Raw genomic sequence first — 23,480 nt, 5'->3', positions numbered from 1 at the left:
TTAACAGTTAGCAAAATCAGCTCAAACAGTCTACCGAAAAAGCAGACCACTGGCTAACTATAGCCGTTTGTAGTAATAACTTTCAACAGGCGGTGCGCCAATTCTGTGAAAGTACCGTCCACGTCGACCGTGTGGTCAGCGTGCGCCATGAGTTGCTCGCGACGGCTTTTGGCTAAGCGACGATAGGCTGCGCGCCAAGGCAAGCCGTTGGGGTCACGGAGATTCTCCGGGTTCATCGCGTGCCACGAGTCCTCCCATGGCAGATCCAGGAAAAAGACCGGATTCCCGGCGTGCCGAAAGTCCTCTACCCGGTCAGTTGCCCCGCTCTCGAGCACGTCAGAGGGCAACACGAACACGGCGGGAGCGCAGTGCGGCGACCAGGAACCGAAGTCCTCTGCACCTATTACGGGCAGCCCGAGGTTCGGCGAAATTGCCTGTGCCAACTCCTGCAGGCGAGCTCCCGGCAGAGACACTAAAGCTAGCGAACAGCGTCGACTCACAGGGGAATTCCTGTCAGTTCTGCCGCCTTGACCAGGGCTTGGGAATCAGCCACCGGAACGACCACGGGTTTGCCCCAATCTTCCAGCAGGACAAACCGCAACTGCCCGCCACGAACTTTTTTATCGGTGAACATGACGGGTAATAGTTCCGCAAAAGTGTGGTCGGTATAGGTGGTGGGCAGACCGACAGCTTCCAGCTGCTCACGCAGGCGCGCAGACAAGTCTTTTGAACCTAAACCCAGCACCGTGGCGAGGTTTGCCGCAAACACCATCCCAATAGACACTGCTAGACCATGGGGGAAACGGTAGTCCTCTACCCGTTCTATGGCGTGCGCCAAAGTATGACCGTAATTCAGGTGTTCCCGCTGCCCTGATTCATATAAATCGGCAGATACCACGTCGGCTTTTACCGTGACAGCCAGCCGAATAATTTCGCGAAGCGAAGGGGAATCGGGATCCAGCAGCGCCGGCGCATTATCCTGAGCAATGTCTAGAATCTGTTGGTCGCGGATAAACCCACACTTCAGAGCCTCCGCTAAGCCTTCTCGCAGATGCTGGGGAGAGAGCGTCCGCAAAGTCGTGAAATCCACCGCCACCCCGATGGGAGGATAAAACGCTCCCACCAAATTCTTCCCGGTACTCCAATCAATACCAGTCTTGCCTCCAACTGCGGCATCAACCATCGCCAGCAGGGTGGTCGGCACCGTGATGAGGTCAATGCCGCGTAGCCAGGTCGCAGCCGCGAAACCACCCAAATCAGTAGTGGCTCCTCCGCCCAGGGCAACCACTAAATCGCGGCGTTCCAGACCGGCACTGGCAGCTGCTTCCCATACTTCAGAAAGCACCGGAAGCTGCTTAGCAGCCTCTCCGTCAGGCAACACTTTCACGGTGACGTGTTTGCCCAACGAATCTAGGTGCAGCGCTAAACTGTTTGCTGCCGATGCGACCGGAGGCGCGCTCAACACCAAAACTTTTTTCGTGTGAGCCTTCATCAAGTCGGTCACCTGAGAATTTAAATCTTGCCCGAAACTGACGGCATAGGGTTGGCTCGGAGTAGACACCCAGAGACGACCAGCCAGAGTTTCTTCCTGCGTGATAATGGCATTTGCTATTTCGCCACTTTTGCGCTGCGCGTCGATGACCACCGAAGCGATGCTTTCATAAATATCTCTTCGTTCCCGATACAGCTCATGCATCCGTTTCCGCAAGTCGCCTGCCAGCAAAGGACGGACTTGGGTGCCTTTATGTGATCCAGGACGCCCGGCACGTCCCCCCCGACGGTCCACCAGAAAGTCTGGATCCGCTTTCAGATAGTAGACAGTGTGTCCATGCAGCAACTCACGGGTCGGGACATAGATTGGGGCACCACCTCCCAGGGAAACAATCTGAGCTGGTCCGCGCAGAACATCCCGTACCACCGCATATTCGAGGGCGCGAAAGCCTTCCTCCCCAAGTTCTTTAAAAATCCAAGGAATAGCTTTGCCGAAACGCCGCTCAATTTCTAAATCGGTATCAACCCAGGTGGCGTGCAACATTTGAGCCAACAGCCTGGCAGTTTTGGTCTTACCGGAGGTTGGTAATCCCATCAAAACAATCTTGCGAGTCATGAAAATGTGTTCCTTTGGGTGACTTCGTCCAAATAAGCCCATAAGTTTCGCGAACACTCCGCGGCCGAATCCCCGCCAGTTTTTTCCAACAGAGCATCAGCCAGCACCAGGGCAACTTCGGACTGCGCGATGACCGCCGCCGGTACCACGGCGGTTGTATCCGAACGCTGGTGTAACCCGGTTGCAGGGCTGCCATCTGCCACATCCAGGGTGGGTAGGGCGTGGGGCACTGTAGAGATAGGTTTCACCGCAGCAGAGACCACAATCGGATTGCCGTTGGACATTCCGCCTTCGATGCCACCTGCCAGGTTACTGGGGCGCACTATCATGCCCAAGCCGGTGTTTGCCTCAGCTGGCTGGTCACCGCGGTAGAGAGGGTCGTGAGCTTTGCTGCCAGGCAGGGAGGCTTGCAGGAAAGCAGCACCAATTTCGATCCCTTTTACAGCTTGCATAGAAACCAAGGCAGCGGCGAGACGCGCATCCAGCCGGCGGTCGCGGCTCACGTGAGAGCCTAAACCGACCGGCACCCCGTAAGCAATGACCTGAATCACTCCTCCTAAAGTGTCACCCGTATGCTGCGCTTGGTCGATAGCCTGCACCATCTGTTCAGACGTATGCGGATCCAAGCAGCGCACCGGGTCACGATCCAGATAATCCACATCTTCTGGTCGAGGCACCGGGGCACGCAGAGAAACCGAAACCGGTCCCAGGGACGTGACATGAGACACTATACGAATACCTGCGACCTGATCCAGAAATGCTTGCGCAAAAGCCCCCAACGCCACCCGGGCAGCGGTTTCGCGAGCCGAAGAACGTTCCAACACATTACGGGCATCAGTGAAGCCGTACTTCATCATGCCTGCAAAATCAGCATGTCCCGGCCGCGGTTTCGTAAGTTTCTGGTTCCGTGCCACCTCACGCACGTCGCCTCGCCCCGCGTCCCGAAGCAGCGCCCGACGAGGCACCGGGTCCGGGCTCATGACAGTCTGCCATCTGGGCCATTCTGTGTTCTTAATTTCTACAGCTACCGGAGAACCCAACGTTTTTCCGTGACGCAACCCCGACAGGATGGTCACCACGTCCTGCTCAAACTTTTGGCGCGCTCCCCTGCCGTATCCCCTTCTCCGTTGTTCCAGGGCTTTGGTCAGGGTATCAGTGGTGATTTCAATGCCCGCAGGTAACCCGCTGAGCACAGCGACCAGGGCAGCTCCGTGCGATTCCCCCGCAGTGACACATTCCAGCATGAGTTCATCTTGCCACATTTCGCAAAACATCCCGAACCGGATGCCCCGCCCTCGTGATAGCAACCCCAGCTAGATACCGTCCAATATCGAAGGGAGATACACGACCCACGTAATGAACGCACCCGTGATGAGCCAGGGACCAAAAGCAATGTCATTGTCTAAATCGAGCTTCTTGCTGATGATGAGAATTAGGGCAAACACTCCGGCTAAAAAGGATGCCAACAGCAGCATGACCAGGGGTGCAAACCAATCATAAAGACCTAACCAGGCACTGAGTAGCGCTCCGAGTTTGACGTCTCCCATCCCTAAACCGAAATGCGTGGCGAAAGCCAGAACCAACCCCATAGCCAAAGACAAACCCCAGACCCGTGCCAGCGCCTCCGGGTCATGCAGGATTATGGCGAGAATACTCAACAGAGGCAGAAGCATAGCCGCTCCCAATCCCAGCAACCGGTTCGGCAGCAGCCGATAGCGGGCGTCAGTCAGGAATAACGCACAGAACGGAGCGGTACTCAAATACACCGGTAGCGTAAGCAACAGATGCGTGCAACACATGTCGTTTGAAAAGTATTCCAGAATGAGCCACTGGGCGACGTTAATTAATACCGTAACAAAGGTGAGGCACAGTGAAAACGGTAGGTAATGCAAATCTGGCAGTTCGAGATGGCGTTGACGCAGGATTTTGGTGGTCAGTGCGCCCACCACGAAACCCCAAATTCCGCTAAAAATCCATGTCAAAACGTGCCAGAGCATCGGTCCTCTCTCTCGTTACTGCGCTGTAACTGCATAGGGAGCCTGCAAATCATGAGACAAAGCTCGCACTTATTCTAATCTGTGGAGTTGACGACTTTCTGCAAAGTGGGGCGTAAAACCGCAGCGTCAATTTCCTCTCCGGTGAACAATTTAACCTGAGCGACGCCTTGGTGCAGCAGCATTTCCCAACCAGGGATAATCTGAGCACCGCAGGACTTTGCCCAGCGGGCGACCGGAGTCGGCCACGGTGCGTAAGCCGCGTCCAGTAATATCGAATTCGGATTAATCCGCAGCTGTGCCATGGGCAGGGCATCTTGGACGGGGGCGGGAACTGTTCCCATCAGCAGGCATGCCACGCTCAGGGCTCGGTTGACCGCCTCGGTCTGGTGCCACGCCACTGCGGAAATGCACAAGCCCATCCGTCGTGCGGCTTGAAAGGCTGCCCCCGTTTGTTCCGTATTCCGCGAAATTATGGTCAGTTCTTTCATCCCCAGCTCTGCGCAAGCCGCTAGGGCAGAAGCCGCTGTGGAGCCCGAGCCAAAGATAACCGCGCTACCCGTTGACGGCAATTCCTCCCCGGTAGTTCCCCGAAAAGCCTCGACAATGCCCCGGACGTCAGTATTAAATCCAGTCCAGTCCCCTCCCGTAGCCGGGACCAGGGTGTTAACCGCGCCGGTAACTTTAGCCAAACCGTCAGCAAAAGTGGCAACCTGCAGCGCTTCTGGCTTCAGAGGCATGGTCACCGCCAAGCCACGCAATTGGGTATCCGCTCCGGACAGGAATGCATTGAGTGTCCCCCGCTGAACCTGTTGGCGCCGAAAATCCCAGTTCAAACCCAGTTCGCGATACGCTGCCAGATGTATGACGGGAGACAAAGAATGTGAAATTGGGTCTCCCAGGACCAAACAGTACGGCACGACCCGCTACCCTTTACAAATATTGGAGTGATCCTTACAGAACTGTTTCAACAACTCCACATTGGCTTTCTGTTCCTCCATGGTCGCACTGAACCGGGTTTCACCAGTGTTCAAATCTACCGTGGTGAAGTAAAGCCAGTCTCCCGGTGGCGGGTTGTGGGTACCGTCAAAAGCGTCCTGACCCACGACCCCGATAGGTCCCGGCGGAAGCCCCTTGTGACGGTAAGTATTGTACGGATTGGAAGCGTCAGCAACCTCACCGGAGGTCGGAATTTTGCGCGATTTCGAGGCTTCACCCAAGCCGTAGATAACCGTGGAATCCATGTTCAAGAACCCGACGGTTTCTTTGCTCGTATCCATGCGGTTTTCCAGAACCCGAGCAATCTTTGCATAGTCCTGTTTTTGCAGGTCACTGCCCTCACGCTGGACGATAGATGCCTTGGTGAGGAAAGTCTCCCACTGGTCTTCAGGAATTCCTGACTCTCGCAGCCGTTTCACGTTCGCTGCCACCATCTGGCGCACCGTTTCGGTCGCGTCCTGACCAGGTCCCACTAGGTACGTTCCGGGAGCTAACCAGCCTTCGATATTTCCCCCAGCGACTTTGGGTAGCCCTGGAGCTTTGGCAAAAGCTGCCTCCACGTCCGCATCGCTGAATCCAGCAGTGTTGACTAGCTGCTCTTTGACCTGCCACTTTGTCAGACCGGGACCAATCGTAATTTGATCATCGACCCGGTTTGCTTTGTCAATCAAGATTGACAAAGCGTTGACGGCAGACATGTGTTTAGCCATGGCATAAGTTCCGGGCTGAATCGCAGAACACGCCGCCTCTTGGTCACGGCAGGCATTAAAGAAAGCCTGTGAAGAGGCCACGACCTGCGCTTTAGCCAGAATGCTACCAATGTCTGACCCCAGAGCACCCTCGGGAACGGTCACCATGACCTGACCGGTGCCGCTGCCTTCATAATCGGCTCCCTTTGCGCTCAACCAACGGTTGAAGATGATGGCACCAAAAACAATCGCTATCACCAGCAGCGTCACGACTATAGCCAGGATGATAAAAGTGCGATTGCGCATAGTTTTACGGCGCCGAATTCGGGATCGCTTATCACGCCGACGATTGTCACTCAGAGTAACTTCAGGTTGCTCGGCGGGAGTAACCTGCGTGTCCTGTAACAGAGATTCCCAGGTCGTGTCTGCGGCTGGGGGTATGTCTGGGGTCACGCGGGGAAAAGACGGGGGGTGAGGTTCCTCGTGATAGTCACGAAAGTTTGGAAGTTCGTGTGGTTCTGGCTGAACCGTTGTGTACGGAGATGCGACGAAAGGCGACGCCGGTATTGGAGTCTGCGGAAGAGCCGCCTCGGGTGGAAGTGCCGAGGTCGCGGGAGACTGCGAGTCAAGCTGACTCAAGGCTGCCTGACCGTGTTGAGCCAAATACCGACGTCGGCGTCGGGGTCCCATCGAAGCTAAATCTTCAGTTTCTGACATGTACTTCCCTTGTTCCGTGGTTTACTAAATGATAACCAACTCACCAGGTAAGTTTCCTGTTTGAGTTAAAGTTTCTAAAGCTCGCGTGAGGATGGTCACGGCAGCAAGTTGGTCAACCATCTCCTTTTGGCGGCGGGCGCAGACTCCCGCTTGTTGCAGTTTGGCGTGCGCATCAGCCGAGCTCAATCGTTCATCAATGAGATGCACCGGTAGCTCACCAAGTCGCCGCACTAAACGCCGGGCGTAAGACCGTGCCATCCGCGCCGCCTCGCCTTCTTTGCCACTCATCAGTTTCGGCAAGCCCACAAACACAGCTGCAGGGTTACTGTCCGTAATGATTGCCAACAGTTCATCCAGTTCAGAACCGTCCAGCTGCACCTGTAGAGTCTTCACCGGTAGAGCCAAGGAGGTACCCGACACCGAGCGGGCGACTCCGATGCGCGCCTTGCCCACGTCTATGGCGAGAAAGTTTCCGGCAACCATCCTGTGCGCTATCTCCTCTCGACTTGTCGGCTCGGGACCAGCCCGAACCGACAAGTTGCTTACTTCGTGAGTATGGTTCGCAGGGTATCCACGAGGGCATTCAGACCGGTTTCGGGTTTCCCAGCGAGGGCTCCACCACCTTGCGCCAAGTCATCCTTGCCGCCGCCGCCACCGCCCATCGCAGCGGCACCGGCCTTTACCAGCGCCCCAGCTTTCACGCCCTTTTCACGAGCCGCTTCGTTCACTGCCACAACCAGCATTGGTTTTCCGCCAATAACGGCTGCCAAAGCAACGACCGCCGGATTTGCGTTAGAGAATCGTGCTCGCAAAGTGGTGGCTGCTTGACGCAAGTCGTCCACAGAACCTGCTGGGGCGAACTGGTGAATGACCTGTACGCCACACAGCGTTTCAGCAGATTTAGCGTAGTCGTCCAGATTGGACAGCAATGCTGCCAACCGGGTCTTTTCGAGTTCTTTTTCCGCGGTCTTAAGCCGATCCATTAGGGAAGTAATCCGTTCCACCAGGGTTTCCGGCTTGGCACCGACCAGCTGCGTGACCTGAGACACCAACGCGTGTTCTTTCGCTTGGAATCCCGACGCACCGTTTCCAACCAACGCTTCGATACGCCGTACCCCAGAGCCAATTGAGGATTCTCCCAGTAAAGCAATAGACCCAATATGCCCAGTCAACGGCACGTGAGTGCCGCCACAGAACTCCCTGGACCAACCGTCGCCAATATCAACAATCCGCACAATCTTGCCGTACTTTTCCCCGAAAATTGCCTGGGCACCAGTCTTGCGAGCTTCTTCAATCGGCATCTGGTAGTCGGTAACAGTCATATTGGTCTGTACCCGTTCGTTAGCTTCCGCCTCAATGTCTGCCATTAAAGAATCGGGGAGAGCCTTCGCATTGCGGAAATCAAACCGGACGTGCCAGGGAGCATTTTCCGACCCCGCTTGAGTCGCGCCTTGTCCTAAAGAATCCAACAGAATCTGGTGAATGACATGGGTAGAGGTGTGCGCCCGTGCAATCGCTCCACGACGCTCCACATCAATCGTGGCTTGAGCGTCCTCACCGAGGGTGACCTGACCTTCCGTCAAAGTTCCCCGGTGCATCGGCAATCCCTTCACGGGAGCCTGGACATCAGCCACATCCAGTACGCCACCACCAGCGAAAGTAATCTGACCTTGGTCAGCCAGTTGCCCGCCGGCTTCGGCATAGAACGGGGTCCGATCTAGCAAGACTTCAATGGTAGCCGGCGCTGTCGCGACCGGTACCGGTTTGCCGTCCTGCAAGATGCCGACCACTCGCGCCGGAGCACTGGTTTCGGTGTATCCCAGGAACTCCACCGTGTTGTTTTCGCCTAGTTTCGCAGCCAACTCGTGATAAACGTGTGTGTCCACGTGACCGGTCTTTTTGGCAACGGCATCCGCTCGGGCACGCTGCTTTTGCTCATTCATCAGCTCAGTGAAACGTTTCTCGTCCACCTTAACTCCGGCTTCCGCTGCGATTTCTAAGGTCAGGGACAAGGGGAAACCATAAGTGTCATGCAGTTGGAAAGCATCATCGCCGCTCAGAGCCGCACCGGACTGTTTCGCTTTCGCCACCGCGGTATCCAAGATGACGGTTCCGGCATCGAGAGTGCGACGGAAAGCGTCCTCCTCGGCATAAGCCACTTCGGAGATAGTATCCCAGTCCTTTTCCAGTTCCGGATAGGAGGCTTTCATCACATTCATGGAAGCCGGTAACAACTGTGGCATGACAGCCTCGGATACGCCCAACAGTCGCATGGAACGGACTGCGCGGCGCATCAAGCGGCGCAGCACGTAGCCTCGCCCCTCATTGCCGGGACGAACCCCATCGCCAATCAACATCAGGCTGGAACGCACATGATCAGCCACGATACGGAAATGCACATCCATCTGGTCAGTACTAGAGGTGTAGCGACGTCCAGACATATCCTGAGCGGCGGCAATGACGGGGAACACTTCGTCGATTTCGTACATGTTGTCTTTGCCTTGGAGGACGAAAGCCAGACGTTCCAAGCCCAAGCCTGTATCGATAGCGGTCTGGTCGAGCTTACCCAGCAGTGGGTAATCCTTCCCAGTGCCCTCGCCACGGAGAAATTCATCAAAAACCAGGTTCCACAGTTCTAGGTAGCGGTCGCCTTGCGTGTCAACTTCCGGACCGCCCTCGGGACCGTATTCGGGACCGCGATCCAAGTGAATCTCCGCACAGGGACCGGCAGGACCGGGCTGACCGGTATCCCAAAAGATTTCTTCGCGCGGAAGTTTTTGGACGTGGGTGGGGTCCAGACCGATTTGCCGAGTCCAAATGTCCCAAGCGGCTTCGTCTTGCTCCCAAATGGTGACCCAAAGCTTGTCGCCATCCAGACCGTAACCGCCGTCCTTTTGACTGCCGGTCAACAGGTCCCAGGCAAACTTCGAAGCACCTTCCTTAAAGTAGTCACCGAAAGAAAAGTTCCCGCACATCTGAAAGAAAGTACCGTGACGAGTGGTCTTCCCGACCTCATCAATATCGTTAGTGCGAATACACTTTTGCACCGATGTGGCTCGCGGCCACGGTGCCGGTTCAGTCCCCACAATGTAAGGAATGAACGGAACCATCCCCGCGATAGTGAACAAAATCGAGGGGTCGGGAGAAATAAGTGGCACCGAGGGACGAACCTCGTGACCATTCTTTGCAAAAAAATCCAGCCAACGCTGACGAACTTCCGCAGTACGCATGTATATGTTTCTTTCTTTCAGCTCCGGGCTGTTCCCGGAATTATCTGTCCTAGTCTCCCGGTCGGTTGGTTCCGGGTGGCTTTCGTTTATTGTCGATGAATGTAATTAAAAGTCCAGGTCATCATCTGCAGCAGAGTCACGGTGGCGTCCGCGTCCAACTTTGAAACCCGCGCCGTCGTCCTTCCGAGCGTTCCAGGTGTCACGAGCCTGTTCGATTTCTGAATCACTGGAGCTGAGAGCCTCGATGAGTTCCCCCTCACGCTGCGACATATCCGCACGGAAACGCTCGGTCATCTGATCAACAGTCTGCCGGAACGGGGTCACGGTGAAGTATGCCGCCAGCGCCGCTCCTGCCGAAAGGAGCAGCGTCGTTCCCACTACTTTTGCCGTATTCGACATTCCTCCCCCTACTTCGCATTCTTTCGGTCAATACCCATAGCTTTACGCACCGCGTAGCTAAACGCCGCGACTTTAATCAGCGGTCGACCGAGCGTCGCCGTAAACAAGGTCGTCAATGCCGAGAGATCCTCGACGGAACGATTCGCTGCCGAGGTCATAGAATCGACCCGTTCTAACTGGCTATTGACCTGATCCAAAGAAGTCTGCCCCTGTTTGACCGCCACGACCGTTTCATCTCCGATTGCTTTGATGGATTGCTCCAGTTGGGAAAAAACTCCGCCCAGTTTCCACAGCGGCACTGCCAAAACCAGCACCAATACCGCAAAAGTCACGGCGGCAATAATCCCGGCAATTTCACCAATCATGTCATTCTCCTGTCCCGGTATAGCGACCCATTTCCGCGCTTTCGGCGCAGTTTGCACCGTAAGTATTCTAACTTTAAACAATTGACCCTGGGAAAATCCCAGGGCCACTGTAAGGTTTAGCGGGAATAGTGCTCCACGACCAGTTGCACTTCACACTGAATCGGAACTTCTTCACGCTTCGGCTTACGTTCCAACGTAAAACGCAACTTTTCCAAATCGACCTTCAGGTAATCAGGGACGGGAGGCAGCACATCGCGGTGCGAACCACGTGCTGCTACCACGAAGGGGTCCTTCACCTGGGAGGTCGGCTTAATCTGCACGGTCTGTCCGGGACGCACCTTGTAAGAGGGCCGGTCCACAATTTTGCCGTCAACCAGAATGTGACGATGTGTCACCGCTTGGCGGGCCTGGAACATAGTGCGACCAAAGCCGGCACGCAACACCAGGGCATCAAGCCGCATTTCCAGCAATTCCACCAGGTTGTCACCGGTCTGACCTTCCATCCGGCGAGCCTCCTGGAAGGTCTTCACCAGCTGAGCCTCACGAATGGCGTACTGGGCGCGCAAACGCTGCTTTTCTTTCAAACGCACCGCGTAGTCGGATTCACTACGACGACGAGCGCGACCGTGTTCGCCGGGCCCATACGGACGACGTTCAAAGTACCGCTTAGCTTTCGGGGTCAGCGGCATCCCCAAGGCGCGCGACAAGCGCACCATTTTCCGAGAACGGTTTCCCATTTTATTCTTCCTGTCTTATCGCAAAGTCACCCCGCGAGGGCATCTCAACGGGGAGGGGTCACCTTCATGGCTAAGACCCCAGGTGTCCGGACGCCAAGCAACCGAAGGTTGACCAAAGCGCCGGGCAACTTAGCTATCTTACCCCATTTTTTGAATCTTGCGTATTTTTGCGAGCCTATCCCCCAAAGTGACTTCCCACCCGTGGGCAGAAGGCTCGTAATATACCTTGTCTTTCAGCGGGTCAGGCAGGTATTGCTGCGTGACTATACCACGAGTGTCATCGTGAGGGTAGCGATAAGTACCGATGATTTTCCTATCCGTAGCGGCACCCGGATAATGCTGATCCCGCAGATAGGTCGGAACGGTTCCAATGTTGCCGGACTCCACGTCAGCTAGAGCGGAGTTGATACCTACATAAGCCCGATTCGACTTTGGGGCAGTCGCCACCGCGATGACAGCCTCTGCCAAGGGAATCCGCCCCTCTGGCATCCCAATCAATTGCACCGCTTGTGCCGCCGCGACCGCCAGGGGCAGCACACTGGGGTCTGCCAACCCGACGTCTTCTGCTGCCGCAATAACGACGCGGCGAGCAATGAAACGCGGGTCTTCCCCGGCTTTAATCATCCGCGCCAAATAGTGCAGGGCAGCGTCGGGGTCAGAGCCTCGCATCGACTTGATAAACGCCGACGCCACGTCATAATGCTCGTCAATACCGTAGCGCACCACAGCCGTGTCCGCTGCCGCTGCCACATCGTTTTCAGTAATCTCGCTAGCAGCTCGGGAATCCGCTCCTCCGGCAGCAGCCTCCAGCAGAGTCAGGGCTTTGCGCCCGTCCGCGCTGGCTAATCTGATGAGAATTTCCCTAGCGTCCGGAGTCAGGGTGTATTTCCCACCCAGTCCCCGTTCATCTGCCAAAGCCCGGTCCATGATGATCTCAATGTCCCGGTTCGTTAAAGGCTGCAGGGTCAGCAGGAGGGACCGAGACAACAGCGGAGAAATAACCGAGAAAGCCGGATTTTCAGTGGTGGCAGCCACCAGGATAACCCACCGGTTCTCCACTGCCGGCAGCAGCGAGTCCTGTTGCGATTTAGAAAACCGGTGAACTTCATCCAGGAATAATATGGTTTCTTGTCCGCTCAGGCTCAGCCGTTGCTTCGCCGCATTGATAACCTCTCGAACTTCTTTCACTCCCGCATTGATGGCAGACAGCTGGGCATAGTCTCGACCTCCTGCCTGCGCCACCAAATATGCCAAAGTCGTTTTACCGGTGCCGGGCGGACCGTAGAGAATCACCGAGGAGGTCATCTCGGTGTCTCCCCGCAACAGTCGCTGCAATGGGGAATTGGGTGCCAAAAGGTGCGACTGCCCCACCAATTCTTCGACGTTACGTGGACGCATCCGCACTGCCAAAGGGGCATCCGGGCGAAACTCCGGAACCCCCTTGCCGGTATCACTCAAGGAATCAAACAAGTCCATGCCACCACCCTAGTGAAAATTACCCCAAAGTGTGTGAGACAATGCATAACATGTTTTTCAAACTATATCGCCGGTTGAATCGACGCCCCCTCCCTACGGTGTTGATTTGGGCTCTGGTGATAGTTATCTGTGCAGTTTTTACATTGACCGGTTTTGGTTTTGGAAGCATGTGGAATCGCGTTGAAAACCGCCTGGTATCAATCCCCGGCTCAGAATCCTACGTGGCATCGCAAATCCTGAATGACAGCCGTAGCTCGAATTATCAGGCTTACCTCATCGTCACCGGCGTGGACATGGATAAGCAACGTGCGGAAGTTAAGAATGTGCTGGACTCCGCGGCGGCGAGTTTCAGCGAGGTTCCGGGGGTAATTCCGGCAGGGGTGCTGTATCCCTTTGCGAAAGGTGACGATGTCAATAACCCCGACGCGAAAACTTTGATGGACAAGTTTATTGCAAAAGATAAACACGGTTTCATGATGGTGGTGCTGCTGGACCTGACCCAGTTTCCCCAACGTGCCGATGACATCCGTGCCATGACTGAGCACGCTTTAAGCCAAATCGCCGGTGACATGCGCTCATTTGCGCCCCACGCCACGGGACTCGTCACAGATCAAGACTTGAATAATCGCGAAGTGGCTCTCAATGCGCATCAAGATTCTCTCCAGGCTAATCTGATTGCTTTGCTGCTGATTTTCACGGTGCTGTTTGGGGCTATGGGACGTCTGCGCTTGACTCTGCTCGCTTTCATTCCGAGCCTTTGCGGGTGGATTGTGACGCGCACCATCGCTACGCTGGTTTCCCTCGTCGTCAAACCCGCTCCCGGTGACTCTGCCCTGGTTACTATGCTTTCACTAGGTGTGGTGACCGGGTATGCGGTGTTTCTCATCAGTCGCAGTCGTTCTCGTTTAGCAGTCATGAAATACACTGCCGAGATTCCTCGCGTTTCCAAGCCTCGTGAACGCCGGCTGCGCAAGCGTCGCGACTCGCTCACCCCTTTAGATGAAGTTTTCGCACATTCGGCGCCTGCCATGCTGATTTCGACGGCGTTGATTGTGCTGGGATTAATTATGGTCGCCATATTCCCTGCCAGCAGCCTGCGCTGGGTAGCTCTGGTGAGCATGTTCTCGATTCTGGAATGCTACGCAATCGGGGCCACGTTAATTCCTTCGCTGCTGTACCTCGGTATCAATTGGTTGGATTGCCCTCGTCCGCAATGGCATCGACAGATTCTGAGTACCGTTTCTTCCTGGATACGTTCTTTGGGCACCCGGTTGTGGGCACCATTTGCCTCACGAAAGCCCGCCAGACCGATTTTGACGGGTGTCCTGGTGGTGTTTCTGCTGGTGCTGGCTGTTCCCACCTTTGGGATTACTTGGCATACATCCGGGCAAACGACTTTCCCTCCCGGCACAAATGCCGCAAAATTTGAGTCTTTGCGTGCCGCCCATTACGGTACCACCGCGGCTACCCCTGATATTCAGATTCTCGGGAAAACTACCGCCGCAAATATACAAAGCTGGTCGGTGGCAGTAGGGAAAATCCCCGGTGTGGCGGCAATGACTGCGGGTAACACCGAAATCGCTGGGGACTACAGCGTTTTGAACGTTGATTTGAAACCGGGTATCACCAACCGGCAAGCCGGGGAGATCGTGAAAACTATCCGCAAACTACCTTCGGAATTTCCGAAATGGACCACTGGACAGGCCGCCAACCAGGTCGATTTCGCCTCCGAGCTCATCAAGTTTGTCCCCCCGCTGGTAGGAGTTATGGTCCTGGCTACTTTCTTGGTCATTTTGCGCGCCACCAGGCATGTCTGGGCGGCGGTGTGGGCGACTTTGCTGAACTCCTTGAATCTGTTGGTAGCGTTAGGGCTGACGGCTTTAGTTTTCCAAGACGGGTGGGGCGCGTTCTTGCCCAAACTGGCGCGTTCCGGGGGGGTCGACCCTAACGTGGCAGTTTTATTGGCAGGTTTCGGTTTCGCGCTATCCCTGGATTATCAGTTCTATGCCATGAATAAATCGAAACACCACCTGCCTGAAGAACTCGCGGACTTGGACGATGACCCGTTGCTAAACGAATTAACTCAAACCCGTGGCGCCCTATGGACTCGCTCTGTGGTTCACCTAGCGATTTTTCTGGCTTTCCTGCCGATGCACGCTATGCCGGTGAAACAGTCAGCTTTCGCCCTCGTCATCGTGGTGCTGCTCAACGTTTTGTTCAGCCGACTGTTCCTCTCTCCCCTGCTGGAGACTTACCCGGCGCGAAAGTCACAAGACTCCGAATTGGTCTGGGAAGATGAGCTTCCAGAACAGAGCGAACCCAGCGCAGTAGACAGCGCACCTGCCCTTGAAAGCCTTGAAACCAGCGATAACGCTGCGGATGCAAGCGACTAGTCGCTACTCCAAGAAATCAACTGGACCGGCACCTTCCCTGGTCACGATGGGCACATCGTCCTCCATGTTGATGACGGTAGTTGCCTGATCCGAACCAATTGGGGAGTCGACGATTACATCCAGCAGATGTCCCAGCTTGGCAATGACTTCCACCGGGTCGCTCAACGGTTCCGCATCGCCGGGCAGCAACAAGGTGCAGGACAAGATGGCCTCCCCCATGGCTTCTACCAGTGATAACGCGACCTTGTGAGCGGGAATCCGCACGCCTACGGTGTGCTTCTTTTTGTTCAACGTGGCGCGGGGTACTTCCTTGGTGCCTTTCAAAATAAACGTATAGGGACCCGGAGTCAGCGATTTAATCAGACGGTATTGAGAATTAGACACCATCACCAGCTGACCCAGCTGGGAAAAGTCGTGGCATACCAGCGTGAAATGGTGTTTGTCATCAAGCTGACGAATTTTCCGGATGCGTTCCAGACCAGCCCCGTTAGCCAACGCACAGCCCAACGCATATCCAGAATCAGTGGGATACGCCATAATGCCACCGTCTTGGATAATCTCGACAATTTGACGCAACGAACGAGCCTGCGGATTTTCCGGATGCAGTTCAAAAATTTTCGCACTCATGATTTTCCCCTAGGTAAAACACTGCCAGCTATCCCGTCCATTTTAGAAGGGATAGCTGGCAGTGGAGAGACAACTCGCGGTGATTCTTTGCACAAGCGCCGTCTACAGCGTTTATTCGCTGTCCTCGGTTGACTCGTCGTCCTCGTCGTCTTCCGGCACGTAGTCCACGCCGGTTTCTTTGCGTTGTTCGTCCGTAATCGGAGCGGGCGCGCCGGTGAGCGGATCCAAACCGTCGCCAGCCTTCGGGAAAGCGATAACGTCGCGGATCGACGGAGAACCTGTCAGCATTCCGGCGATGCGATCCCAGCCCAGAGCCAGACCGCCATGCGGCGGGGCGCCGTACTTGAAAGCATCGAGCAAGAACCCAAAGCGAGCCTGCGCTTCTTCCTGCGAGAAGCCCATAACTTTAAACACCCGCTCCTGAATATCGCGACGGTGGATACGGATGGAACCACCGCCGAGCTCCACCCCATTGCACACAATGTCATATGCATAAGCCAAGGCACTGCCCGGATCGGTATCAAAAGTGTCGAGACATTCCGGTTTCGGCGAAGTAAACGCGTGGTGCACAGCGGTCCATGCGGAGTGTCCCAGGGCTACGTCACCTTCCGCTTCTGCCTCTCCGGAGGGCTTGAACAGTGGCGCGTCCACCACCCAGGTAAAAGCCCACGCCTTTTCATCTATGAGATTGCAGCGCCTGCCAATCTCCAAACGTGCTGCCCCCAACAACGTTTGTGAAGCGGTCTTGTCCCCCGCGGCAAAGAAAATGCAGTCACCCGGTTGGGCTCCGGTGGCAGCTGCCAAACCGACCTTTTCCGCGTCGGAAATATTCTTTGCCACCGGACCGCCAGCTTCGCCTTTTTCGTCCAAGGTTACGTATGCCAGACCTTTCGCGCCGCGGGCTTTCGCCCATTCTTGCCACTTGTCAAAAGTACGGCGCGGCTGGGAACCACCTCCGGGCATAACTACCGCTCCTACGTAGGGCGCTTGGAAAATCTTAAACGGGGTGTCTTTAAAGAAGTCGGTCAAATCCACAAGCTCGTATCCGAACCGCAAATCCGGCTTGTCGGAGCCGAAACGATCCATGGCTTCCTGGAAAGGCATCCGCGGAATCGGAGTGGTCAGGTCATAGCCGATGACTTTCCAAATCTCCTTCAGCAGGTGTTCGGTCACCTCAATGACATCATCTTGATCAACGAAACTCATTTCCATATCGAGCTGAGTAAACTCAGGCTGGCGATCGGCACGGGAGTCTTCGTCTCGGTAGCAGCGGGCCAACTGGAAGTAGCGTTCCATACCACCGACCATCAGTAGCTGCTTGAACAGCTGGGGTGACTGCGGCAGGGCATACCACGAGCCGGGTCGAATCCGCGCGGGAACCACAAAGTCGCGCGCACCTTCCGGAGTGGAACGCGTCAGAGTCGGGGTTTCAATCTCAAGAAACTCATGTTCCTCCATGACCCGCCGCGCGATTTGAGAAATCCGAGAACGCAGCACCAGGTTGTCATGCAGCTGACGACGACGCAAATCAACAAAACGATAGCGCAACCGGATGTCTTCGCCTACCTTGGAGTCCTCAGCATGTTCCGAAACTTGGAAAGGTAGGGTCGCGCAAGAATTAAGAATCTCGACATCGTCCGCCATAACCTCAATTTCTCCGGTGGCAATATCGGGATTTTCATTACCTTCGGGGCGTTTGCGCACCTTGCCGGTGACCTTGAGCACGTATTCATTACGGACTTCCCGTACCACTTCTTCGCTGACAACCAGCTGCACGATCCCGGAGGCATCACGCAAGTCCATGAAAGCTACTCCACCGTGGTCTCGGCGACGATCCACCCAACCGCAGAGGGTGACGGTCTGACCATCGTGATTCAGGTTCAATTCCGCACATTTGTGAGTTCGCAGCAACTTATGCCTTCCTTTGAAAAATCGTCTCAAGTAAACACCGGGGCGATACCCCGACCCCAGCAAGTGGGCTGTCTAAAGTTTAACGCCTATCTGAGCTGAGGGAAAACCCTAGAAAATAACCTGTGGCGTGCAGCCGAGAAAGCTAACAGGATTGCGCTTCCCCGCGCATTTCCAAAAACAGCTCGGACAGCTGGGGATACACATCCAAATTCTGATTCATTTTGACCAGGAACGCCTGACGAGTCACTTCCAGAATGAGGGCGCGGAATTTATCAGCGCATTCTTTCCCGTAGTTTTGCGCCCCGCGGCGCAGCATTTTGGCTCCTGCCAAACTCCATGCCAAGGTACCCACGATGGCCACGGCGAAAATCACGAGGGGCAACGGCGCCGGTCCTACCATCCGTCCGACCGCGCTAGTGCCGGCTCCTCCGAGGAAGGCAACCCCCGCAATGAGGCTCCACAGCAGACCCCCCAGCAGCGCTGCTAACCAGAACCAATGTCCTATACGCCAGATCCGCCACCAGGTCCGGGTGGGACGCGCCGGGAATTTCCACGATTCCAGAGCCAAAGTGAGAGCACTAGCCAGATTGCCGGACAGTTCTATTGCCTTAAGTTGGGCAAAGTTAATCCATTTGGAAGGACGATCCGTGCTGACAACCACGGCATAGGCACGAGCTGCACTTGTAATTCCCGCGGTGTTGACCTGGGTGGAAACTCGGTTTAGCGAATCAGCTTGCGGGGTTGCTGACCCCTCGACCTCACCCGTGCTTGTCGAAGCGTCCGTGGAGGCTGCAGCTGTGCTATCTTCTGACGGGTGTTCTGCAGAAGAGTCCGCAGAGCTCTGGACAGAGTTGTCGTCGACGGGTTCATCCGCAGCAGTTTCGCCCACCGTGATTGCAGAATTCTCACTGGAAGAAGCCAGCGGTTTGATACCGGCTAGCCAATTCAGCACCGGCCACAGGGTCCAAAATCCTCCTGCCTGCAGGTACCGTTTGAAAAAGTTCGTTTGCACTGCCACGAGACCACTGACCTGAGCCACCTGGTCAACCAGCTTTTTTTCGGCTGTGCTCGGCGACGCAGAGTCAGACGGGGATGAATCGGACAGAGGAGACGATTCTCCATTCATTTTCAGTTCCAAGTCTTGACACGACCGCATGGCGATATGACTGATCGCGGCTTGTTCGCTCCTCCAACGGGCTTCCGGCGCACGAGAAATTTCAGCTACGGTTTCCCGGAACCGTGCCAAACTTGAATCTTCATAAACCGAAATTTGCAAGATTTCGGAACTAACCCCGAGCCGTTCCGCAATAGCAGCAAGCTCTTGATTTAGAGTCCCTTGTTGACTCGCGGTCAAGCCCTCGGTGTGAGTCAAAACAAAGTACGAATTTTGCTGCCGCGGAAAGGTGGAAATCTGGCGGTGAAAAGCCGCGTCGGCATATTTTTGGGAATCTGTGGTCCACAAGATTAAATCCGCCGTTTCCAATACCTGCGACACTGCTGAGGTCAGCTCCGGGACTAACAATGTATCGGGCACTTCAACCACAATCAAGTGATTTCCCCGAGACGAACGCACCTGATGAGCTTCGCCAGCCTCGCGCTGGTTTTCCCCGACAAGATTGGACCCGGTAGAGCAAAACTCCACACTGACGCTGCGAGAAATTCCACTCAGCTCCAAAAATGGTGCCCCAGTCACCTCCGCGTCAACATATGCGACCAGTTCCGTCGTGGTGGGACGGTGTGTCCCGGTCGGCACCAGACCGTTGCGGCGGAGCAAGGTGTTGACTACCGTGGATTTTCCAGTACCGCTTGGTCCAGCTACCGCCACCACCGTGACCTGAGGATCCAAGGCGTCTCGGCGTGCTAGCTGCTCCTCCAAACGGCGTAAGTCTTCGTGGGTCCGGGTCAGGAAGGTCTCGGCACTGGACGTAACCTGAGCGTCAGCAAGGCATTCCAAGGCACGTTGGAGGGATGCCTGCATCCGATTTTTGCGTTGTTCGGGATTGTTCCGAGGCACTAGGACCACTCCTCTCGCAGGATACGCAGCGTCTTTCGTCCCGTGGCGATTACCTCTGAGTTGGCGGGATGGGGAATGCTTTGGCGCAAGGCGACAATATGCTGGTTGACCCGCGCGTACAGCCCATTGCGCAGCATCGCCAGGCTCCACGATTGCAGCTGCATAAGAATTTCGGTATCAAAATAATCTCCCAAAAGCTGGTCGACCCCGGTGAACTCGCAGGTTTCGGGTGACGCTACCCCCGCGAAAAGGATCGCCAAGAATAGCATCTGGAGTTCCTCTGCTGAAAGCTCCTCATCCCGGTTCTGTCCCATTTGGCGATAGCACTCCGTCGGCGTGAGAGACCACTGTTCCAAGAGTTCGCCCCCATCCAGGGGCGAGGCTGTGTTGTCGAAAAGCTGGTCTGGCACTGGCAAAGTGGAATGCTGAATGCTCTGGGCAATCATTTGTTCCATCTGAAAGTCCAGGTTGGATACGCTACTTGCCACTGCTCGCTGGACTGAATCTAGCGCCAAATCCAATTGCGTTTGCTGCTTGAGCCAAGCATTTTTCCATTTCAGCCGCTGGCGTACCCAGTTATTTTCAGCCCGGTATTCCTCGAGATGGTGGCGCACACAAGGCTCCAACAAATCCGCAGGCTCTCCTTGGAACCAAGTCGGATCCGCGATCTGCGCATCAACAAAATCTCGTAACTGTTGTTCCAGTCGCTCCACGGTTTGCTCCGCATCGCTGCGCAGCTGCGTCTCTGCGGCGGCTGCAGCGAACACTTCTTCGCTCGAATCCAAGACTTCCTGCAGAGAACCGAACAGGGTCTGGCGAGCCATGGCGGAATGTAGCAAGGCGTCCCCCGCCAGATTATCCAGCCAGTTACGCAAGGGAACTAAATCTTCGGCAGGCAGCTCTCCGTCGGCGATTTGTGTCTCCAAGATGGCAAAAATCGGGACATCTTTGAGGTTGCTGCCTGCAATTTCCGCACTGAAATCCTGCTTTGTCGTCAGGAGGGCACCTTTGGCGACCCGATTTAGCACCGCGCCAATAGCAACATCGCGCCTGGCAGCTTTCCGCAACAGTTCCAGTCCTGGTTCATCCCGGTAGCGGTTGGCGGTAGTCACAAAAATCCATAGGTCAGCCACTTCCAAAAGGTGCTGTGCTAAATCTCGGTTCGTGTCCAGATAGGAATCCAAGTCGGGACAATCAATGAGGCATATACCTGGGGTTATCTTTGGAGTCGCGCGCAGAATCAGCTGGGGTCGGGGTGCCGTCCCAGAGTCTTCACTAGCCGCTCTCGCCTGTTCTGTCGGGGAATCTAAGGTTGCGGGGTCGTCCCACGTGTCGTCCTCTAACAGACGTATCTTTTCAAAGCCCCCTAAGATACGATCCGCCGCCAGCCACAGCTCGTCATCGGGATGGTACACCAGCACTGGGGTGAGGGTCGTGGGGCGTCTCACGGAAGTCGGGACTTGGGAACCGACCAAGGAATTCAGGATGGTCGATTTGCCCACCCCGGTGGAGCCTGCCAGCACTGCTACCAGAGGCCCGTCCAAATCAGTGCCTCTCGCGCACAGATGTTCGCGCAGCCGAGAAATCGCCGAGTCTCGCAGCTTTGTGGCGGCAGCCTGCGCTGCCGGAAAACCAAACGTTAGGTCCTCCAGCTGCTGAGCCAACTCATCCAAAGCTACCGCTGGCGATTTATTCATAGTTGGCAATCACCTGCGGTTTCAGAAGGTCGGGCGCGGGCGTAAACGTGTCGGCTTGGGCACTTTCCTGGGTTTCGTTAATTAGATTCTTAACTTCCCCGGATTCCACAAACCACACGTAGGGAATACCACGAGTCACCGCGTATTTGATTTGTTTGCCATACTTGGCAGCGGTGGGGCTGACTTCCGTGTTGATACCGCGAGCCCGCAGCTTCCAAGCCACGTTCTCGGCTTGTCCTCTGGTTTCCTCACTATCTACCGCAACCAAGACACAGGTCGGAACCTGACGGGACACTTTCGCCCAATCGTTAGCCAGAATAATCGAGATGAGACGGGTCAAGCCGATAGACATACCCACCCCCGGAAAGTGGCGTTTACCCTGCGAAACCAAGTTATCGTAGCGCCCCCCGGAACAGATGGAACCGTAAGATTCAGCTCCCGTGATGAATGTTTCGTAAACCATGCCGGTGTAGTAATCGAGCCCACGGGCAATCTTAAAGTCAGCGACCACGTTGCCTTTCTCGTGGTCGGGAACGCTGCGCAGCATCCGCGCCACGTCCTCCAGGCCTTCCTCCAACAGGTCATCTTGTAGTCCCAGATCACGCACCTGTTGGATGACGCTTTCATCAGCACCACAAATGTCTGCCAAGTTCACCAGGGTCTGTACTTGGGACGTATCGAGACCGAGTTCACTGAGCATTCCTGCAAAATCATCGGGGCTGACCTTGTCATGTTTGTCTATGACTTGCAGGACCCCCTCCACGTGTGCGATACCCAAGGCGTTGCAGACACCCTGCAAAATCTTGCGGGAATTCACGTGTACCACCGGGGTGGGAATCGGCAGGGAGTCCAAAGCCTGCGCCATAATCAACGGAGCCTCAATCTCAAATTGTGGCGGTAAAGTTTCGGCTGCCACCATATCAATATCGGCCTGAACAAACTCGCGGAAACGACCCTCCTGGGGACGCTCGCCACGCCATACCTTTTGAATCTGATAACGCTTGAATGGGAACCGCAGCAAGTGCGAGTTTTCTAACACGTAACGCGCCAACGGCACGGTCAAATCAAAGTGCAGTCCGTTCTTACGGTCCTCTTTGCCTTCCTTGTCTTGCAGGCGAGACAGGACGTAGACCTCTTTGGAGGTTTCTCCCTTGCGTTCCAGCTCACTGAGAGGTTCTATAGCGCGCGTCTCTAAATGAGAAAATCCGTGCAGCTCAAATACTTTGGTCAGACGAGAAATCAGCTCGTCCTCAAGGATTTTTTCCTCCGGCGTGAACTCAGGAAAACCTGAAAGTGATGTCATCATGGGCATATTCTCTCATTTTCCCATGTCATCTCAGAAATGGGTTGGTCGCTAGTTCCGCTGCCCAAGTGGTACTTTCTCCGTGACCGGGCAGCAGTAGGGTGTCCGGATTGATGCTGATTTTGAGGGTTCGCAAGGTTTCCGTCATCACCTCAGGGTCAGAATGGGGTAAGTCGGTGCGTCCGATTGAGCCTTTAAATATCACGTCACCGGAAAAGCAAAATGTCTGGTCCTCACGACCGTCAAAGCCAAGTCCTTGACCGTGATCTTCGCCTTTTGCCGCCCCAAAAAACATGGTGCAACCAGGCGAATGACCGGGGGCAGGCAAGGCGCGGAGCGTCAAATCGGGAATAATTTGTGCTCCCCCGCCCGTGAATAATTCATCAGGGGGAGCCTGGACCGTCACTGGTTCCCAGGCTCCGTCCATTTCTGTGAAGTAATTGTCTACTCCCAGCTGGACCCCTGGACCGGGTGCATCCATCCAGAAATGATCGGGTTTTGCCAAATAAATCGGAACCTCCGGGTTGCTGGCGACCACCTGGGCTGTGTTCCACAGGTGATCCGCATGACCGTGAGTCAGCAATACCGCAGCCAGTTCGGCTTCGAGCTCTGACAAGAGTGCTTTGATACGCGGGGCAGTTTTTGCGCCGGGATCAACGACCAGCGCGGATTTGTTAGCAGTTACTGCAACATAGCAATTTTCCCCATAAATTGGCGAAACAATCCGTAACACGTCCATGGTTCAAGGCTAACTGATTTTTTTCATCACGAATTTTCTTTCACCCAGTTTCCCGAAAGTGCGTCTTTTCAAGTAAAGTAATC

Annotated in this window: 19 protein-coding genes; 1 reads left to right on the top strand and 18 read right to left on the bottom strand. The window is 55.3% G+C overall.

Features of this window, described 5'->3' with window-relative positions:
- Window positions 1-53: 53 nt before the first annotated feature.
- The 12 genes from HMPREF0574_RS00915 to HMPREF0574_RS00860 form a co-directional block, all read right to left on the bottom strand.
- A complete protein-coding gene (locus HMPREF0574_RS00915) occupies window positions 54-500 on the bottom strand; it encodes a hypothetical protein (protein WP_236585886.1) in 447 nt (148 codons plus the stop codon).
- Window positions 497-2,107: a 3-dehydroquinate synthase gene (gene aroB / locus HMPREF0574_RS00910; RefSeq protein WP_004006782.1), complete on the bottom strand. Its 1,611-nt coding sequence runs from the start codon at window positions 2,105-2,107 to the stop codon at window positions 497-499. The genes HMPREF0574_RS00915 and aroB overlap by 4 nt, the downstream gene beginning before the upstream one ends.
- Window positions 2,104-3,381: a chorismate synthase gene (gene aroC, locus HMPREF0574_RS00905; RefSeq protein ID WP_004006781.1), complete on the bottom strand. Its 1,278-nt coding sequence runs from the start codon at window positions 3,379-3,381 to the stop codon at window positions 2,104-2,106. The genes aroB and aroC overlap by 4 nt, the downstream gene beginning before the upstream one ends.
- A 39-nt stretch (window positions 3,382-3,420) precedes the next feature.
- Window positions 3,421-4,104 carry a prepilin peptidase gene (locus HMPREF0574_RS00900; protein WP_004006780.1) on the bottom strand — a complete coding sequence of 228 codons (684 nt, stop codon included), beginning with the start codon at window positions 4,102-4,104 and terminating at the stop codon, window positions 3,421-3,423.
- 74 nt (window positions 4,105-4,178) lie between these two features.
- The gene (locus HMPREF0574_RS00895) at window positions 4,179-5,021 is read right to left on the bottom strand and encodes a shikimate dehydrogenase family protein (protein ID WP_004006779.1); all 843 of its coding nucleotides are present in this window, start codon (window positions 5,019-5,021) and stop codon (window positions 4,179-4,181) included.
- A gap of 6 nt (window positions 5,022-5,027) precedes the next feature.
- Window positions 5,028-6,506: an endolytic transglycosylase MltG gene (mltG, locus tag HMPREF0574_RS00890; RefSeq protein WP_004006778.1), complete on the bottom strand. Its 1,479-nt coding sequence runs from the start codon at window positions 6,504-6,506 to the stop codon at window positions 5,028-5,030.
- Between the two features lie 24 nt (window positions 6,507-6,530).
- Window positions 6,531-6,989, bottom strand: a complete 459-nt coding sequence (gene ruvX / locus HMPREF0574_RS00885) for a Holliday junction resolvase RuvX (protein WP_004006777.1) — start codon at window positions 6,987-6,989, stop codon at window positions 6,531-6,533.
- Between the two features lie 59 nt (window positions 6,990-7,048).
- The gene (gene alaS, locus HMPREF0574_RS00880) at window positions 7,049-9,736 is read right to left on the bottom strand and encodes an alanine--tRNA ligase (protein WP_004006776.1); all 2,688 of its coding nucleotides are present in this window, start codon (window positions 9,734-9,736) and stop codon (window positions 7,049-7,051) included.
- A 105-nt stretch (window positions 9,737-9,841) separates the two neighbouring features.
- The gene (locus HMPREF0574_RS00875; RefSeq protein WP_004006775.1) at window positions 9,842-10,135 is read right to left on the bottom strand and encodes a hypothetical protein; all 294 of its coding nucleotides are present in this window, start codon (window positions 10,133-10,135) and stop codon (window positions 9,842-9,844) included.
- An 8-nt stretch (window positions 10,136-10,143) separates the two neighbouring features.
- Window positions 10,144-10,557 (bottom strand): DUF948 domain-containing protein, encoded by a 414-nt coding sequence (locus tag HMPREF0574_RS00870; RefSeq protein WP_236585887.1) that lies wholly within the window; start codon window positions 10,555-10,557, stop codon window positions 10,144-10,146.
- 59 nt (window positions 10,558-10,616) lie between these two features.
- Window positions 10,617-11,237, bottom strand: a complete 621-nt coding sequence (gene rpsD / locus HMPREF0574_RS00865; protein ID WP_004006773.1) for a 30S ribosomal protein S4 — start codon at window positions 11,235-11,237, stop codon at window positions 10,617-10,619.
- 138 nt (window positions 11,238-11,375) lie between these two features.
- Window positions 11,376-12,713: a replication-associated recombination protein A gene (locus tag HMPREF0574_RS00860; protein ID WP_004006772.1), complete on the bottom strand. Its 1,338-nt coding sequence runs from the start codon at window positions 12,711-12,713 to the stop codon at window positions 11,376-11,378.
- 50 nt (window positions 12,714-12,763) lie between these two features.
- On the opposite strand from HMPREF0574_RS00860, the gene HMPREF0574_RS00855 reads away from it, so the two are divergent.
- The gene (locus tag HMPREF0574_RS00855) at window positions 12,764-15,106 is read left to right on the top strand and encodes an MMPL family transporter (RefSeq protein WP_236585888.1); all 2,343 of its coding nucleotides are present in this window, start codon (window positions 12,764-12,766) and stop codon (window positions 15,104-15,106) included.
- 3 nt (window positions 15,107-15,109) lie between these two features.
- Here the strand turns inward: HMPREF0574_RS00855 and HMPREF0574_RS00850 are convergent, their stop codons facing one another.
- The 6 genes from HMPREF0574_RS00850 to HMPREF0574_RS00825 form a co-directional block, all read right to left on the bottom strand.
- Window positions 15,110-15,733: an L-threonylcarbamoyladenylate synthase gene (locus HMPREF0574_RS00850; protein ID WP_004006770.1), complete on the bottom strand. Its 624-nt coding sequence runs from the start codon at window positions 15,731-15,733 to the stop codon at window positions 15,110-15,112.
- A 111-nt stretch (window positions 15,734-15,844) separates the two neighbouring features.
- Window positions 15,845-17,644, bottom strand: coding sequence for an aspartate--tRNA ligase (aspS, locus tag HMPREF0574_RS00845; RefSeq protein ID WP_004006769.1), 1,800 nt, complete (start codon window positions 17,642-17,644; stop codon window positions 15,845-15,847).
- Between the two features lie 142 nt (window positions 17,645-17,786).
- Window positions 17,787-19,658 (bottom strand): GTPase family protein, encoded by a 1,872-nt coding sequence (locus HMPREF0574_RS00840; protein WP_236585889.1) that lies wholly within the window; start codon window positions 19,656-19,658, stop codon window positions 17,787-17,789.
- The gene (locus tag HMPREF0574_RS00835; protein ID WP_004006767.1) at window positions 19,658-21,355 is read right to left on the bottom strand and encodes a dynamin family protein; all 1,698 of its coding nucleotides are present in this window, start codon (window positions 21,353-21,355) and stop codon (window positions 19,658-19,660) included. Before HMPREF0574_RS00835 ends, HMPREF0574_RS00840 begins: the two co-directional genes overlap by 1 nt.
- A complete protein-coding gene (gene hisS / locus HMPREF0574_RS00830) occupies window positions 21,348-22,667 on the bottom strand; it encodes a histidine--tRNA ligase (RefSeq protein WP_004006766.1) in 1,320 nt (439 codons plus the stop codon). Before hisS ends, HMPREF0574_RS00835 begins: the two co-directional genes overlap by 8 nt.
- Window positions 22,668-22,686: 19 nt before the next feature.
- A complete protein-coding gene (locus tag HMPREF0574_RS00825; protein ID WP_004006765.1) occupies window positions 22,687-23,397 on the bottom strand; it encodes an MBL fold metallo-hydrolase in 711 nt (236 codons plus the stop codon).
- Window positions 23,398-23,480 lie beyond the last annotated feature (83 nt).

The sequence above is a fragment of the Mobiluncus curtisii subsp. curtisii ATCC 35241 genome (assembly GCF_000146285.1).
Lineage (GTDB): Bacteria > Actinomycetota > Actinomycetes > Actinomycetales > Actinomycetaceae > Mobiluncus > Mobiluncus curtisii.
Note: the sequence above shows the minus strand (reverse complement) of the source record. Positions and strands in the feature narration are given on the sequence as shown.

Bases quoted from the DNA above. Each gene is read 5' to 3' on its own strand.
- aroB (WP_004006782.1), bottom strand. From the start codon at position 2,107: ATGACTCGCAAGATTGTTTTGATGGGATTACCAACCTCCGGTAAGACC.
- aroC (WP_004006781.1), bottom strand. From the start codon at position 3,381: ATGTTTTGCGAAATGTGGCAAGATGAACTCATGCTGGAATGTGTCACT.
- HMPREF0574_RS00900 (WP_004006780.1), bottom strand. From the start codon at position 4,104: ATGCTCTGGCACGTTTTGACATGGATTTTTAGCGGAATTTGGGGTTTC.
- mltG (WP_004006778.1), bottom strand. From the start codon at position 6,506: ATGTCAGAAACTGAAGATTTAGCTTCGATGGGACCCCGACGCCGACGT.
- ruvX (WP_004006777.1), bottom strand. From the start codon at position 6,989: ATGGTTGCCGGAAACTTTCTCGCCATAGACGTGGGCAAGGCGCGCATC.
- alaS (WP_004006776.1), bottom strand. From the start codon at position 9,736: ATGCGTACTGCGGAAGTTCGTCAGCGTTGGCTGGATTTTTTTGCAAAG.
- HMPREF0574_RS00875 (WP_004006775.1), bottom strand. From the start codon at position 10,135: ATGTCGAATACGGCAAAAGTAGTGGGAACGACGCTGCTCCTTTCGGCA.
- rpsD (WP_004006773.1), bottom strand. From the start codon at position 11,237: ATGGGAAACCGTTCTCGGAAAATGGTGCGCTTGTCGCGCGCCTTGGGG.
- HMPREF0574_RS00860 (WP_004006772.1), bottom strand. From the start codon at position 12,713: ATGGACTTGTTTGATTCCTTGAGTGATACCGGCAAGGGGGTTCCGGAG.
- HMPREF0574_RS00855 (WP_236585888.1), top strand. From the start codon at position 12,764: ATGTTTTTCAAACTATATCGCCGGTTGAATCGACGCCCCCTCCCTACG.
- HMPREF0574_RS00850 (WP_004006770.1), bottom strand. From the start codon at position 15,733: ATGAGTGCGAAAATTTTTGAACTGCATCCGGAAAATCCGCAGGCTCGT.
- HMPREF0574_RS00835 (WP_004006767.1), bottom strand. From the start codon at position 21,355: ATGAATAAATCGCCAGCGGTAGCTTTGGATGAGTTGGCTCAGCAGCTG.
- hisS (WP_004006766.1), bottom strand. From the start codon at position 22,667: ATGCCCATGATGACATCACTTTCAGGTTTTCCTGAGTTCACGCCGGAG.
- HMPREF0574_RS00825 (WP_004006765.1), bottom strand. From the start codon at position 23,397: ATGGACGTGTTACGGATTGTTTCGCCAATTTATGGGGAAAATTGCTAT.